We start from the raw sequence: 16,170 nt of genomic DNA on the forward strand, positions 1-16,170 counted from the left end.
GGAAGGCCGCCGCCGCAGCCTTCCCGCGCAGGCAGTGCTCAGCCCGTCAGCGCCGCGCCATGCGCCTCCTCCACTGCAAGCACATCGGCCAGCGCGGCCGCATCGGTCGTGGCCCGGGTGCCGGCCGCGATCGCCGCCGACATGGCCTGTGCCAGCGCCTCGACCTGCGGCTCCTGCGTGATGTTGAGGTGGCTGCCGCCGACATGCACTTCGCGCAGCGATTCGCCCAGCAGCGGCGTCCAGTCGCGGTCTCCGTACGGGACGCCGTCGGCGGTGAACTGGTATGCCGGCACGCGCAAGGGCTTGGGCGCGTAATTGGCGCCCATGACCAGGATCGAGCCCATGTTTTCGGCCCAGCGCATCACCTCCGCCAGCCCCAGCTCGTGCGGGAACAGGCCCATCGCCTTGCAGTGATCGAGCGCCTCGCCGGCGTCGGCCGCGCCGTGCAGGATGGCCCAGTTTTCCGGCGCCAGCGTCGGGTGCAGGATCTCGACGTAGATCAGGAGCACCTTGATGTCGGTGACCTCGTCGGCCCAGCTCTCCTGGTAGTACGGACGGTAGGTGTCGATCATGCCCAGGAACTCGACCCGCTCGCCGGCCTCGGCCAGCTGGCTGGCGATCTCGAAGGCGAGCACGCCGCCGAACGAGTGGCCGGCGACCCGGTACGGTCCCTGCGGCTGCACCTTGCGCATGGCGCGCAGGTGCGACGCGGCCAGCTGCGGCACCGATTCGCGGCTCGACTCTTTGGTGAGCGGCAGGCCGTACACCGGGATGCCGTCGGCCAGGTGGCGCGACAGCGGGAACAGCGGGAAGATGTCGCCCGTGATTTCATGCACCAGGAATAGCGGGCGCTGGTCGCCCTGCTCGCGCATCACCACCGCCCCGCCCTTCCAGAGCGCGGTCTCGTCGCCGAACTGCATGAAGTCGGCCATGGCCTTGACCGTCGGATGCTTGAAAAAGGCGTCGAGCGCGATGTTCAGGCCAACCTGGCGCATGCGGCTCACGGCCACCACCGCGATCAGCGAATGCCCGCCGAGCGCAAAGAAGTTGTCCTGGCGCCCGATGAGCTTACGCTGCAGCAGTTCCTCCCAGACCGCGACGATGCGTTCCTCGATGTCGCCGACCGGCGCTTCGTAGGCCTGCGCGGTATCGCTGCCGTCCGGCGCCGGCAGCGCCTTGCGGTCCAGCTTGCCGTTCGGCGTGAGCGGCAACTGCGCCAGCACCAGCACCGCCGACGGCATCATGAAGCCCGGCAGCGACCCCTTCAGGCGTGCGCGCAATCCTTCCACCAGCAGCGCGGCCTGGCGCGCGGGATGCCCGTCCGCGTCCGCCGCCGCAGCCACCGGCGCAGGCAGCGGATCGGGGACGACGTAGGCGACGATCTGGCGCAGGTCCGGACTGTCCTCGCGCACGATCACCACCGCTTCCTTGATGCCGGGATGGCGCAGGCAGGCGCTTTCGATTTCGCCCAGCTCGATGCGGAAGCCGCGCACCTTGACCTGGTGGTCGGCGCGGCCCAGGTATTCGAGGTCGCCGCCGGCGCGGTAGCGCACCAGGTCGCCGGTGCGGTACATGCGTGCGCCGGGCTCCTCCCCGAACGGGTTGGGCAGGAACTTCTCCGCGCTCAGCGCCGGGCGCTGCAGGTAGCCGCGCGCCAGCCCGGTGGCGCCGATATACAGTTCGCCGACGGCGCCGAACGGGGCCAGCCGCCCGCCCTTGTCGAGCACATAGAACTGGTTGTTGGCCACCGGGCGGCCGATCGTTTCCGGCGCATGCGCATGGCGCCGCGCGAAGCTCGAATACGTGGTCGCTTCCGACGGTCCGTACAGGTCGTAGATGCTGCCGATCGTGGTCTCCGCATGCAGCCGGTCGACCAGGGCGGCGCGCAGCGGCTCGCCGGCCAGGTTCAGCACCCGCACCGACGGCGGGAAGGCATTCCGCTCGAGCAGCGCCTTGGCCGCCGACGGCACCGTATTGACCAGCGTGACCTGCTCGCGCGTGGCCGCATCGAGGTTTTCCAGTCCCAGGATGTTGTCGACCAGGATGCAGGTGGCGCCGGTGCTGAGCGAGAGGAACAGCTCGTAGATCGACAGGTCGAAACACAGCGAGGTGCCGGCCAGGATGCCGCTGCGGTCCTCGAACGGCAGCAGCCGGCACGCCCATTCCAGCAGCGAGACCCCGCCCTGGTGCGTCAGCGGCACGCCTTTCGGGCGGCCGGTCGAGCCGGAGGTATAGATCACGTAGGCCAGCTGGCTCGACGCGATCGGCAGCGCCGGGTCGGTGCACGCCGCCGACCAGCCGCCCTCGGCGTCGACGAACAGGCAGCGCGCGGCGTCGATCGCCAGCGCGTCGCGCAGGCCGCTGGTGGTGACCAGGGCCGCCATGTCGGCGTCGCCCAGCAGGTACTGGACGCGGTCGGCCGGATAGGCCGGATCGATCGGCACGTAGCAGGCGCCGGCCTTGAGCACGCCCAGCAGCGCGCCGACGCAGGCGGGCGTGCGCGGCAGGCAGATGCCGACGCAGGCTTCGGCACCGATGCCGCGTGCGAGCAGCGTGTGGGCGACCCGGTTGGCCTGGCGGTTCAGTTCGGCGTAGCTGATGCGCTGGCCGTCATGGACCAGCGCCACCGCATCCGGCGTGCGCGCCACCTGTTCCTCGAACAGCCCGTGCAGCAGGGCGTCGCGGCGGAAGGCCATGGCGCTGTCGTTCAGGCCATCGACCAGGCAGGCGCGTTCCGCCGCGCCGAGCATGTCGATGTCGTGCACCCGCTGCTGCGGATCGCGCACCATGGCCGCCAGCACGCTCTTGAAGTAGCCGACCCAGCGCACGATGGTGTCGCGTTCGAACAGGTCGGCCGCGTAACTGAAGCGGCCCACCAGGTCGCCGCCCACTTCCTGCAAGGTCAGGCTAAGGTCGAACTTCTCGATGTCGTAGGGGATGTCGCGCGGGGCCACCTGCAGGCCCGGCAGCGCCAGATCGCCCTGGGCGCTGTTCTGCAGCACCAGCATCGCCTGGAACAGCGGGCTGTGGCCGAGGCTGCGCGGCGGCTGCAGGGCGTCCACCACCTGTTCGAACGGCAGGTCGGGATGGCTGTAGGCGTCCAGGGTCATGCCCTTGACCTGCGCCAGCAGCGCGGCCACGCTCGGGTTGCCCGACAGGTCGGCGCGCAGGGCCAGGGTATTAACGAAGAAGCCGATCAGGCCCTCCACTTCGGTACGCTGGCGGTTCGCGCTCGGGGTGCCGATCACCAGGTCGTCCTGGCCGCTGAGCGCCGACAGCACGATCGCAAAGCCGGTGTACAGGCTGGCGAACAGGGTCGTGTCGTGGCCCTGCGCCAGCGCCTTGAGCCCGGCCGCCAGTTCCGGCCCGGCGGTGAACACCACATGGCCGCCGCGGTGGCTCTGGGTGGAAGGACGGGCGCGGTCGAGCGGCAGTTCGAGCAGCGGCGGCGCGCCGGCCAGGTGGGTTTTCCAGTAGTCGAGCTGGGCCTGCAGCAATTCGCCCTGCAGCCACTGGCGCTGCCATACCGCGAAGTCGGGATACTGGATCGGCAGCGGCGCCAGCGCCGGCGCGCGCCCCTGCACCAGCGCCGCGTACAGCGCCGCCAGTTCGGCCACCATGATGCCGGACGAGACACCGTCGGACACGATGTGGTGCGTGGTGACCAGGAATACGTGCTCCTGTGCGGACAGGCACAGCAGGCGCGCCCGGATCAGGGGCCCGGTTTCGAGGTCGAACGGCGCCAGCGCTTCCTCTTCGGTATGGCGCAGGATCCCGGCCTCGCGCGCCTCGCCATCGAGGTGTTCCAGGCTGATGACGCGCAAGTCGAACGGCGCCGCCGGGACCACGATCTGCGCCGGCGCGCCGTCGCCCTCGGCGAACACGGTGCGCAAGGCTTCGTGGCGTTCAACCAGCGCATCGAGCGCGCCCTGCAGCGCGGCGCGCTCGAGGCTGCCGCGCAGGTGCAGCGCCTCGGGCATGTTGTATACCGCCCCGCCGCCGCCTTCTAGCCGGTCGATGAACCACAGGCGCTGCTGGGCCCACGACAGCGGCAAGGGCTGGGTGCGGTCGGCACGGCCGATGGCGCTCAAGCTGATGGCACGGGCGCCGGCCAGGTGCAGCGCCAGGCTGTGGATGGTCGGGTATTCGAACAGCTGGCGCAACGTGATCTCGCGCCCCAGCACCTGGCGGATGCGGGTCATCAGGCGCACCGCCAGCAGCGAATGCCCGCCCAGTTCGAAGAAGTTATCGTTGCGTCCCACCCGCTCGCGCCCCAGCAGTTCGCACCAGACGGCGGCGAGCATGCTTTCGATGCCTTCGCGCGGCGCCTCGAACGCTTGCAGCGCGCCGGCGTCGATGCCGGGCGCCGGCAGCGCCTTGCGGTCGAGTTTACCGTTCGGCAGCAGCGGGAAGGCGTCCAGCACGACGAACGCGGCCGGCAGCATGAACGGCGGCAGCGCCCTGGCCAGGTCGGCGCGCAACTGCGCCTCGAGTGGCGCCGACTGTGCCGGCTGTGCCGACTGCGCGTCATCGTGCGCGAGCACGTAGGCCACCAGGCGCGGATCGCCCGGACCGTCGCTGCGCGCCAGCACCAGCGCTTCGCGCACGGCCGGATGGCGGTTGAGGACCGCCTCGATCTCGCCGAGCTCGATGCGGAAGCCGCGGATCTTGACCTGGTGGTCGTTGCGGCCCAGGTATTCGATGCTGCCGTCGGCCATGAAGCGTCCCAGGTCGCCGCTGCGGTACAGGCGCGCGCCGGGAACGGCGCTGAACGGATCGGGACGGAAGCGCTCGGCCGTCAGGGCGGGCCGGTTCAGGTAACCGCGCGCGACGCCGGCGCCGCCGATGCACACTTCGGCCGCGACCCCGAGCGGGGCCACCTCGCCATGCCGGTCCAGCAGGTAGATGCGGGTGTTCGGCAGCGCCCGGCCGATCAGGCGCGCCGACCGTCCGGCGTCGTCGATCACGCAGGTGGCCGCATTCACGGTGGTCTCGGTCGGACCGTAGGCATTCACCAGGCGCGGCAAGTCGCCGTCGCGCCGGAACCAGCGCGCCACCAGCTCGGCGCTGACCTTTTCGCCGCCGATCATCACCTGGCGCAGGGTCGGCGCGACCGGGCCGTCGTCGTCGCTCACCAGCCCGTGCCAGAACGCGGTCGGCAGGTTGGCGACGGTCACGCCCGCATCGACGCAGCGGCGCCAGAACACGGGCGCGCCGCCGTCGAGCCAGTCGGCGCCGCGCAGCACCAGCGCGGCGCCGGCGCACAGCGCCCCGAAGATCTCTTCGACCGACATGTCGAAGCTGAGCGCGGCGAACTGCAGCACGCGGTCGTGCGCCGTGAAACCGTAGGCGTCCTGCAGCGCCGCCACCAGGCTGACCAGCTGGCGGTGCTCGACCATGACCCCTTTCGGCCGGCCGGTCGATCCCGAGGTGTACATGACGTAGGCCAGCCGGCCGCCATCGAAGCCGGGGTTGTCGGCGCTGAACCCGGCCAGGCGTACATCGCAGCCGTCGAGCGCGAAGACGGGCGCGCCCGGCGGCAGGACGCCGGCGTGCGCGCCGTGCGCCAGTACCAGGGCCGGCGTCGCGTCCTCGACCATGAAGGCCAGGCGCTCGCGCGGATAGGACGGGTCGAGCGGCAGGTAGGCGGCGCCCGCCTTGAGCACGCCCAGCAGCGCCACCAGCGCCTCGGGGCAGCTGGGGCTGCAGATGCCGACCACGTGTTCCGCGCCGATCCCCTGCGCATGCAGGTAATGGGCGAGGCGGTTGGCGCGCGCGTTCAGTTCGCCGTAGGTCAGTTTGCCGAAGGTCAGCTCACCATCGGCGCCGATCACGGCCGGCGCCTGCGGCCGGCGCGCGGCCTGGGCTTCGATCCAGCGGTGCGCCAGCGCATATGGCGGCGCCGCCGCGGCCGGGTCGTAGCCGGCATTGAAGCCGTCGGTCAGGGCGGACCGCTCCCCATCGTCGAGCAGGCTGATCGCGCGCAGCGGCTGCTGCGCGTCGTCGGCCATGGCGCCGAGGATGGTGCGCAAGTGGCCGGCCCAGCGCGCCACCGTGGTCTCGTCGAACAGGTCGCTGGCATAGCTGAAGGCGCCGGCGATGCCCTCGCCCGCCTCGTGCAGCGACAGCGACAGGTCGAACTGCTCGGTGCAGCCCGCGAGCGGATGCGGCGCCACGCGCAGCCCGGGCAGGCCCTGGGCGCTGTGCGGCGTATTGTCGAGCACCAGCATCACCTGGAACACCGGGCTGCTGGCCAGGCTGCGCACCGGCTGCAGCACTTCCACCAGCTGCTCGAAGGGCAGGTCCTGGTGGCCGTAGGCGGCCAGCGTGGTTTCCTTGACCTGCGCCAGCAGCGCGCCCACGCTCATACGCTCGTCCAGGCGCGCCGGCAGGGCCAGCGTATTGACGAACAGGCCGATCAGTCCTTCCAGTTCGGTGCGGTCGCGGTTGGCCACCGGGGTGCCGATCACCACCTGGTCCTGCCCGGCGAGGCGCGACAACAGCAGCGACAGGCCGGCGAACAGCGTCATAAACAGGGTGGCGTCATGGCGCCGCGCCAGCGTGCGCAGCTTGTTGCCGAGTTCCGCGCCGAGGGCGAAGCCGACGCTGCCGCCGCGGTAGCTCTGCACCGGCGGGCGCGGACGGTCGAGCGGCAGTTCGAGCAGCGCCGGCGCGCCGGCCAGCTGGCCGGTCCAGAAATCGGCCTGCGCCTGGCGCGCTTCTCCCTGCAGCCGGCCGCGCTGCCACAGCGCATAGTCGGCATACTGCAGCGGCAGCGGCGCCAGCGCCACGGCATCGGCCGCGCCCGCGGCGTACGCGCCGTACAGGGCCGCCAGTTCGCGCAGCAGCACGCCGATCGACCAGCCGTCGGAGACGATGTGGTGGACGACGGCGACCAGCACGTGCTCGTCGTCGGCGATGCGCAGCAGGCGCACGCGCAGCAGCGGCGGCGCGCCCAGGTCGAACGGCGCCAGGCTCGCTTCCTCGGCGCGGCGCGCTGCTTCGGCCGCGCGCTCGGCCGCCGGCCAGGCGCGCAGGTCGATCTGCTCGACCGGGCATGCCACCTGCGCCAGCACCAGCTGCACCGGCTCGTCCCCAAGGGCGCGGAAGGCCGTGCGCAGGCTGTCGTGGCGCGCGACGATGGTGTCGAACGCCGCCTGCAGGGCGCCGGGGTCGAGCGCGCCGTGCAGGTGCAGCGGCAGCGTCATGTGGTACGCGGCGCCGGCGCCTTCGAGCTGGTCCAGGAACCACAGGCGCTGCTGGGCGAACGAGAGCGGGACCGCGGCGCCGGCGTCGGCGCGCACGGCGATCGCACCCTGGTCGCTGGCGCCGGCCGTGTTGAGCGCCACCGCCAGCGCCTGGATCGTCGGATGGTCGAACAGCTGGCGCAGCGCGAACTCGCGCCCGAGCCCCTGGCGCACCCGCGCCATCAGCTGCAGGGCAAGCAGCGAATGGCCGCCCAGCTCGAAGAAGTTGTCGTGGCGCCCGATGCGCTCGACCCGCAGCAGTTCCTGCCACATGGCCGCCAGCAGCAGTTCGGTCTCGCCCTGCGGCGCCGCATACGCCTGCATGCCGTAGGCGTCCTGTGCCGGCGCCGGCAAGGCCTTGCGATCGAGCTTGCCGTTGACCGACAGCGGCAGCGCGTCGAGCTGCACGAAGGCGGCCGGCACCATGTAGTCGGGCAGCGCCGCCTTCAGGTGGCCGCGCAGCGCCTCGACGTCGAGCGCGCCGGCGCCAACCAGGTAGGCCACCAGGCGCAGGTCGCCGTCCGCGCCGGGGCGCGCCACCACCACCGCTTCGCGCACCGCCGCGTGGCTGGCCAGGCAGGCTTCGATTTCGCCCAGCTCGATGCGCAGGCCGCGCAGCTTGACCTGGTGATCGTTGCGGCCCAGGTAGTCGAGCGCGCCGTCCGCGCGCCAGCGGCCCAGGTCCCCGGTGCGGTACAGGCGCGCGCCGGGCGCGCTGCTGAACGGATCGGGGACGAAGCGCGCCGCCGTCAGCGCCGGCCGCGCCAGGTAGCCGCGGCCGACGCCGGTGCCGCCGATGTACACCTCGCCCGCCACGCCGCCGGGCACCGGCTGCAGCGCGGCGTCGAGCACGTGCATGCGGATGCCCGCGATCGGGCGTCCGATCGGCACGCGCGCGGCGCCCTCTTCGCTGCGGCATTCCCAGAAGGTGACGTCGATGGCCGCTTCGGTCGGCCCGTACAGGTTATGCAGGCGCGCCTGCGGCAAGGCCGCCAGGCAGCGCTGGCGCAGCGCGGCCGGCAGCTCTTCGCCGCTGCACACGATGGTCGCCAGGCTGGGGCAGCGGCCGGCGCGGTCGCTCTGGTTGCCCTGGCCGAACTGATCCAGGAAGACCTGCAGCATCGACGGCACGAAGTGCAGCGTGTCGATGGCGGCGGCGTCGACCAGGCCGGCCAGGTAGGCCGGATCCTGGTGACCGCCGGGCCGCGCGAATACCAGCGTGGCGCCGCTGATGAGCGGCCAGAACAGCTCCCACACCGAGACGTCGAAGGTGTACGGGGTTTTTTGCAGCACCATGCGGCCGGGTTCGAGCTGGTATTCGGACTGCATCCAGCGCAGGCGGTTGAGCACCGCGCGCTGTTCGTTCATCGCGCCCTTGGGCTGTCCGGTCGAGCCGGACGTGTAGATGACGTACATCAGGCCGGCGCCGGGTACGTCGGCGCACGGCGCCGGCTGCCCGGCGGCGATTTCGTCCCACCCGGCGTCGAGCACGACCAGCCTGGCCGCCACCCCGTCCAGCGTCGTGGTGAAGCGCTGCTGGGTCAGCACCAGCGGCGCCGCCGAATCGGCCAGCATGTGCTCGATGCGCGCGCGCGGGCTGCAGGGGTCGAGCGGCACATAGGCCGCGCCGGCCTTGAGCACGCCGAGCAGGCCGACCAGCATGTCGAGGCTGCGCTCGAGGCAGAGGGCCACCAGGTCTTCCGGCCCCACGCCCTGGCGGCGCAGGTAGCCCGCCAGCAGTCCCGCCCTGCGCTCGAGTTCCGCGTAGGTGATCGCCGCGCCCTCGCAGACGGCGGCGATGGCGTCGGGCGCCGCGCGCGCATGCGCTTCGAACAGCGCCTGCACGGATTCGCCCGGTTCGTCGGCGGCGGCGACCAGCGGCGCCGGTCCGGCGCCGAAGCCGAGCGTGCGCGGGTAGTCCTCGCCCAGCAGGGCGGCGCGCCGCGGCACCAGGGCGGCGTCGCCCGCCAGCGCCGCCAGGATGTTGTGCATGTAGTGCACGATGCGTTGCTGGAACGCGGCGTCGAACACCGACGGATCGAGCGCGATGCGCAGCACGTGGCGCCGCGCGGCATCGTTCTTCTGGACGTCGACGCTGAAGCGGTAGTTGGTCTGGTCGAGGCCCGCGCCGCCGCTGCCGGTCACGCCGGACGCCGCTTCGGCATTGCCGACCACGTGGAAGTTGGTGAAATTGAACAGCGAGGCCGAGAAATCGAGCCCGAGGTCGGCCTGGATCCGGGCCAGCGGATAATGGCGGTGCGCCTGCTGGCGCACCAGCTGCGCGTCGACCTGCGCGACCAGTTCGGCGCAGCTGCGCCCGGCCGTATCGACCTGCAGCGGCAGGCAATTCAGGAACAGGCCGAGCATCTCGTCGGCGCCCGCGAGCGCCGGACGGCCGTGCGTGACCACAGAGCCGAGCACGGCCTGCTCGCCGTCGAGCAGCGCGGTGAGCATCACGTAGGCCGTGCACCACACGCTTTTCTCCTGCACCCCGAGGCGCTCGGCCAGCGCGATCATGGCCGCGCTGGTGGCGCCGTCGACCTCGCAGAAGACGTGCGCGCTGGGCTGCGGCGGATGGGCGGCCCACCATGGCTGGCGCGCGCCGGCCAGCGTGGAACGCCAGTACTCGCCGTGCACGGGCGAAGCCAGCGCCTCCTGCTCCAGCGCGATATAGGCGCTGTACGGCGGCGGAGGCGGCGCCTGCTCCGGCGCGGCGCCCTGCAACAGCGCCTTGTAATGGCCGAACAGTTCGGCCACCAGCGCCGCGTCGCTCCAGCCGTCCCACAGCGCGTGGTGGAAACTCAGGCCGAACTGCAGGCGCTCCTCGTCCAGCAGCAGGATGGCGATGCGCCACGGGTCGTCCAGCTGCAGGCCGCGCGCCTGCTCCTCGCGCACCCAGCCGGCGATCGCCGCCTCGGCGTCGCGGCCGGGTTCGGTGCGCAGGTCGCGCAGGTCGCGCACCTCGAGTGCCGGGCTGCGCGCGGCGGTGACGAATTGCAGCGGCCGTGCGCCCGCGAGCAGGAACTCGGTGCGCAGCACCGGATGGCGTGCGACGACGGCGTCGAGCGCCTGGCGGAACAGCTGCGCATCCCAGCGCGCGGCCACCGCGAAGGTGATGACGCAATGGTAGACCGACGATTCCGGATGCTGCAGCGAATGGAACCACATGCCCTGCTGCAGCTGCGACAGCGGATAGGCGTCGACCACCTCGTGCCCGCGGTACAGCGCGGGCAGCGCCGCACGCTCGGCCGTGTCGAGCAGGGCAAAGGGCGCGGGCACGGTCGGCATATCGGCCTCGGCTTCGGCGTCGCCCACCACAAGCACCCGGGCCAGCTCGGCGATGGTCGGATGGGCGAACAGATCCTTGATGGCGAAGCGCAGCCCCGCGGCGCGCGCCGCCGACACCAGGCCGATCGAGCGGATCGAGTCGCCGCCGACGGCAAAATAATTGTCGTCGGCGCCGACCGGCGCGGCGCTTCCCAGGTTGGCCTGCCACAGGGCCGCCAGGCGCAGTTCCAGCGCGCCGGCCGGGGCCACGAACTGCTTGCGGGCATAGGCGGTGGCGTCCGGCGCCGGCAGGCGCGCGCGGTCGATCTTGCCGTTGCCGTTGAGCGGCCAGGCGTCCAGCAATACGAAGGCGGACGGCAGCGCGTAGTCGGGAATGCGGCCCTTCAGGTGCTCGGCCAGGGCGGCGGCGCTAGGCGTGGCGCCCGCTTTTGCGCTCAGGTAGGCGACCAGGCGCCGCTCGCCCTGCCCTTCCGCGCGCGCCAGCACCAGCACCTCGGCCACGCCGGGGTGCAGGCGCAGCGCCTGCTCGACTTCGCCCGGCTCGATGCGAAAACCGCGGATCTTGACCTGGTGGTCGACCCGTCCGGCAAATTCGATGGCGCCGTCGGCGCGCATGCGCACCAGGTCGCCGGTGCGGTAGAGGCGCTCGCCCGGCGTCGCGGCGAACGGATGGGGCACGAACTTGTGCGCGCTCATGGCCGCGTCGCCCAGGTAGCCGCGTGCCAGTCCCGCGCCGCCCAGGCAAAGTTCGCCCAGGGTGCCCAGCGGGGCCAGCTGGTCGCCCTGCAGCACGTAGGCGCCGGTATTGGCCAGCGGCCGGCCGATCGGCGCCTGGCGCTCGGCCAGGAATGGCGCGGCCTCGATCTCGAACGCGGTGGCGAAGGTGGTGCACTCGGTCGGGCCATACACGTGCAGCAGCCGGCGCGGCGCACCGTGCTCGAGCACGCGCGCGATGGCGTCGGGCGAACACGCTTCGCCGCCGAACAGCAGCCGGTCCAGGCCCGCGAATGCGGCGGGCGCCTCCTGGCTGATGCGGTTGAACAGCGCGGTGGTGACGAACAGCGCCGTCGCCGCGTGCTGTTCCAGGCTGGCGGCAAGCGCCGGCGGCGACAGCAAGGTGTCCTTGTCGAGCATGAGGACGCGCGCGCCGTTCAGGAGCGGCGCCCACAGCTCCCAGGTGATGGCGTCGAAGGCGCAGCTGGCCGCCTGCGCCACCACCGCGTCGGCAGCGACGGCGGCGGCATCGCCGCCCGTGACCAGGCTGACGATGTTCGCATGGCTGACCTGCACGCCCTTCGGTACGCCGGTACTGCCGGAAGTGAAGATCACGTAGGCCAGCTGGCCGGGCGCCACAGCGACCGGCGGCGCGCTTTCGGGGAAGCCGCCCAGCAGGGCCGCATGCCAGCGGCCGTCGAGCGGCAGCGTCGGGTAGTCGCTGAGGAAGGCGAGTTCCTCCAGCAGGTGCCGCTCCGACAGGATCAGGCGGCAGCCGCTGGCATCGGCCATCTGGCGCAGGCGCCCCTCGGGGTAGCCCGGGTCGAGCGGTACGTAGGCGGCGCCGGCCTTCAGGATGCCCAGCATCCCCACCACCATGTCGGCCGCGCGTTCCACGCACAGGCCGACGCAGGCATCCGCGGTCACGCCCTGCGCGAGCAGGTAGTGGGCCAGGCGGTTGGCGCGCCGTTCGAGTTCGCCGTAACTGAGCTGCGCGCCGCCGTGGCTGAGCGCCACCGCGTCGGGCTGGCGCAGCGCCTGGGCCGCGAACAGGGCGGGCACGCTCTGCTGCGGGAATTCGCGCCCGGTGCGGTTCCAGTCGACCAGTTGGGCCAGGCGCTCCTCTTCGCCCAGGAAATCGAGGTCGGCGAGCGCCGTGTCGGGCGCCGCCACGGCCTCGGCCAGCAGGCGCTGGTAATGGCCGAGCATGCGCTCGACCGTGGCGCGGTCGAACAGGTCGGTGTTGTATTCCATGCTGCCGAGCAGGGTGCCGTCGGGCAGCGACGAGAAATTCATGGTCAGGTCGTAGCGCGCCACGCCATCCTCGGCGCCGAAGTGCAGCGGTTCGGCATCCAGGCCCGGCAATGCGCCGGCGCCCTGCGGCGTATCGACCAGCGAGCACGATACCTGGAACAGCGGCGCGTAGGCCAGGCTGCGCGTCGGGTTGAGGCGTTCGACCAGGTGCTCGAAGGGCACGTCCTGGTGCGCGTACGCCTGCAGCGCGGTCTCGCGCGTGGCGCCGAGCAGGCTGCGGAACGTGGGCGCCGCGCCGCTGCCGGCCAGGTCGAAACGCATCACCAGGCTGTTGAGGAAGAAGCCGATCAGGCCCTCGGTCTCGCCCTGCTGGCGGTTCGCGACCGGAGTGCCGATGGCGACGTCGTGCTGGTGCGCATAGCGCCCGAGCAGCGTGGCGAAGGCCGCGATCAGGCCCATGAACAGGGTCGTGCCGCAGTCGCGGTTGAGTTCTCCCAGCGCGCCGACGACGCCGGCATCGACGACGAAGTTGCGGGTGGCGCCCAGGTAGCGCTGCTGCGCGGGACGCGGACGGTCGGTCGGCAGGGCCAGCAGCGGCGGCAGGCCGGCCAGCTGCCCTTCCCAGTAGGCCAGCTGGCCGGCGATGCGTTCCTCGCTGAGCTGCCCGCGCTGCCAGTGGGCGAAATCGGCGAACTGGATCGGCAGCGGCGCCGGCGGCGTGCCTGCGCCGGTCTCGGCCTGGTACAGCTGCCCCAGCTCCCTGAAGAACAGGCCCATCGACCAGCCGTCGAACACGATATGGTGGAAGCAGGCCAGCAGTACCAGTTGGCCGTCGAAGGCGGTGCGCAACAGGCGCAAGCGCACCAGCGGCTCGCCGGCCAGGTCGAAACAATAGCCGCGTTCGGCCAGGAAGCGCGCGCGCAGCCGCTCCTCGCTGGCGCAGTCCTCGGCCACCACGCATCCACGCCCGGGCGGATCGATGATGGCCAGCGGCTGCCCGCCGGCTTCGCCGAAGCGCGTGCGCAAGACTTCGTGGCGGTCGACGATGGCGTCCAGGCTGCGCACCAGCGCCGCCGCGTCGATCGCGCCGCGCAGGCGCAGGGCGACCGAAATGTTGTAGACCGCGTTGGGCGGCATCATGCGGCTCAGGAACCAGAGGCGCTGCTGCGAGAACGACAGCGGGCCCGCGTCCGCGCGCCCGGCGGGTGCAGCCTGCGCATTGCGCGGCACGATGCGTTCCTGCGCCGGCGGCGCCGCCGCCCGCAGGTGCTCCACCAGCGCGGCTTGCGCGCACAGTGTCTGCTGCTCGAACACGTCGCGCAGCGACGGCGCCACGCCGAAGGCGTCGCGGATGCGCGCCACCAGCTGGGCGCCGATCAGCGAATACCCGCCCACCGCGAAGAAATTGTCGGTGCGGCCGATGCGGCGTCCGGGAATCAGGTCGGCCCAGATCGCGGCCAGCTCCTGCTCGACCTCGCCCTGCGGCGGATCGAAGGGCTTGGCGGGACCGTCACACAATGCGCGCAGCGCTGCGCGGTCGACCTCGCCGTTGCCCAGCACGGGCAAGCAGTCGAGCACCCGCAGCGCGCCGGGCAGCAGGCATGCGCGCTCGCTTTTCCTCAGTTGCGCCAGCAAGTGGCCGAGCACCGGTTCCGGTGCGGCGTGCCCCGGTGTGCGCTGCACGAAGGCGACCCAGCGGCCGCCGTGCGCGACCAGCGTCGCCAGCTGGGCCGGGGCGGCGGCGCGCAGCAGCGCCTCGCTGTCGCGCGCCAGCCTGGCCGCGGCGTGCGCCGCATGCGCGGGATCGCACGGCGCTGCGACGCAACTGCCGTCGGCGCGCATGATGGCGCGCCGGCCGGTGCGCAGCAGCGGCACGCGCGCGTCAAACGGGTGGCGCGCGCCATAGGCCACGGACTCGCCCAGCGGCTGCACGCCCGCCAGGCACAGTTCGCCGGGGGTGCCGAGCGGCGCCAGCGCGTCGCCCTCGAGCACCACCCGCGCCAGGTCGCAGGCAAACGGGTCGAGCCGGCCAACGGCGGCCGCGCTGCCTGTGGCCGGCTGCGCCACTAACCGTCCGTGCAGCCGCTTGCCGCCGGCATGCACCAGTTCGACGCACGGCCGCTGCGCCGCGGCCGGCGCCGCCAGGCAGGGCGCCTGCGGCTTGCGGTCCCAATCGGTCAGCAGCGCGAACTGGCGCACGGTCAAGTCCGGCTGCGCTGCGATCTGGCCGAGCAGGGCCAGGTACTGCGCCAGCAAATTGTCGATGGTCTCGGGGGCGAACAGCTCGAGCCTGTACTCCATCACGCCCAGGATGCCGGCCCCGGTCTCGCTGAGGTTGAAGGTCAGGTCGTAGCGCGCCACCGACTCGGGCGTTTCCGGCACCAGCGGCGTCATGGCCAGGCCGGCCACGCCGCCCTCTTCCACCGGCGCGTTCTGCAGCGCGAACATCACCTGGAACAGCGGCGACTGGTTCAGGTCGCGCTCGGGTTCGATCACCTCGACCACCTGTTCGAACGGGATGTCCTGGTGCGCGTAGGCGCCCAGCACCGATTCGCGCGTGCGCCGCAAGACTTCGCCGAAATCCGGATCGCCCGCCAGGTCGCAGCGCAGCACCAGCAGGTTGACGAAAAATCCGATCAGGCCCTCGGTGCCGCGCCGTGCGCGGTTGGCCACCGGCGTGCCGATCGCGAAATCGTGCTGGCCGCAGCGGCGCGCCAGCAGGATGCTGAACGCCGCCAGCAGGCTCATGAACAGGGTCGAATCGGTCTGCAGTCCGAGCTGGCGCAGGCGCACCGCCAGCTCCCTGGGAATCTGCAGATAGGCGGCGCCGCCGCGCAGGCCCGGTTCGGCGGCGCGCACAGGGTCGGGCTGTTGCTCCGGCTGCAGCGCGAACGGCAGCGCGAGCGCGGCCGGCATGCCGTGCAGGCGGCAGCGCCAGTAGTCGGCCTGGCCGGCCAGCACGCTGCGCTGCGCGCTTTCCTGCTGCCAGTGCGCATAGTCGGCGTACTGGAATGGCAGCGGCGCCGGCGCCGGCGCCACGCCTGCGCTGAAGGCGCGGTAGCCGGCGGTCAGCTCGTTGACGAACACGCCCAGCGACCAGGCGTCCGACACGATATGGTGCATCGTCACCACCAGCACGTGGCGCGTGCCGCGGGTGCGCAGCAGCCGCACGCGCAGCAGGCTTTCGCGGTCCAGCTGGAAAGCGTGGCGGCGCTCGTCGCGCCAGATCGCCTGTATTTCGCTGTCGCCCGCCACCTCCTGCGCGTCGAGCGCGAAGCCCGCGGCCGGGTCGCGCTCGAGCACGGGCTGGCCCTTGCGGTTGACGACGCGGGTGCGCAGCACTTCGTGGCGCTCGACGATGAGCGCCAGGCTGGCGCGCAGGGCCGCGGCGTCGAGCGCGCCGGCGATCTCGATCGCGAGCGACATGTTGTTGGCGTGCGCGGCGCCCATCAGCTGGTCCAGCAGCCACAGGCGCTGCTGCGACGACGACAGGCGCGTGGCCGCCGCGCCCTGCGGCGTGATGGCGGTGAAGGTCGGCAGGGCATCGGCCTTGTGCAGGCGCAGGCGTGCCTTCAGGCGTTCCTTGGCGGACAGGGACGCCGGAGTTGCGGGCGCTGCAGGTGCTGCTGGTGCGACGATATCGTTGATCATGTTATATGCTCCGTCG

1 protein-coding gene is annotated in these 16,170 nt (G+C 72.0%); it reads right to left on the bottom strand.

What is annotated here, in order from left to right:
* Nucleotides 1-38: 38 nt before the first annotated feature.
* Complete coding sequence (locus tag IFT60_RS10925) at nt 39-16,154, bottom strand: non-ribosomal peptide synthetase (RefSeq protein WP_192052000.1); 16,116 nt, start codon at nt 16,152-16,154, stop codon at nt 39-41.
* Between the last annotated feature and the right edge of the window lie 16 nt (nt 16,155-16,170).

Source organism: Massilia sp. CFBP 13721 (assembly GCF_014842025.1).
Classification (GTDB): Bacteria; Pseudomonadota; Gammaproteobacteria; order Burkholderiales; family Burkholderiaceae_D; genus Telluria.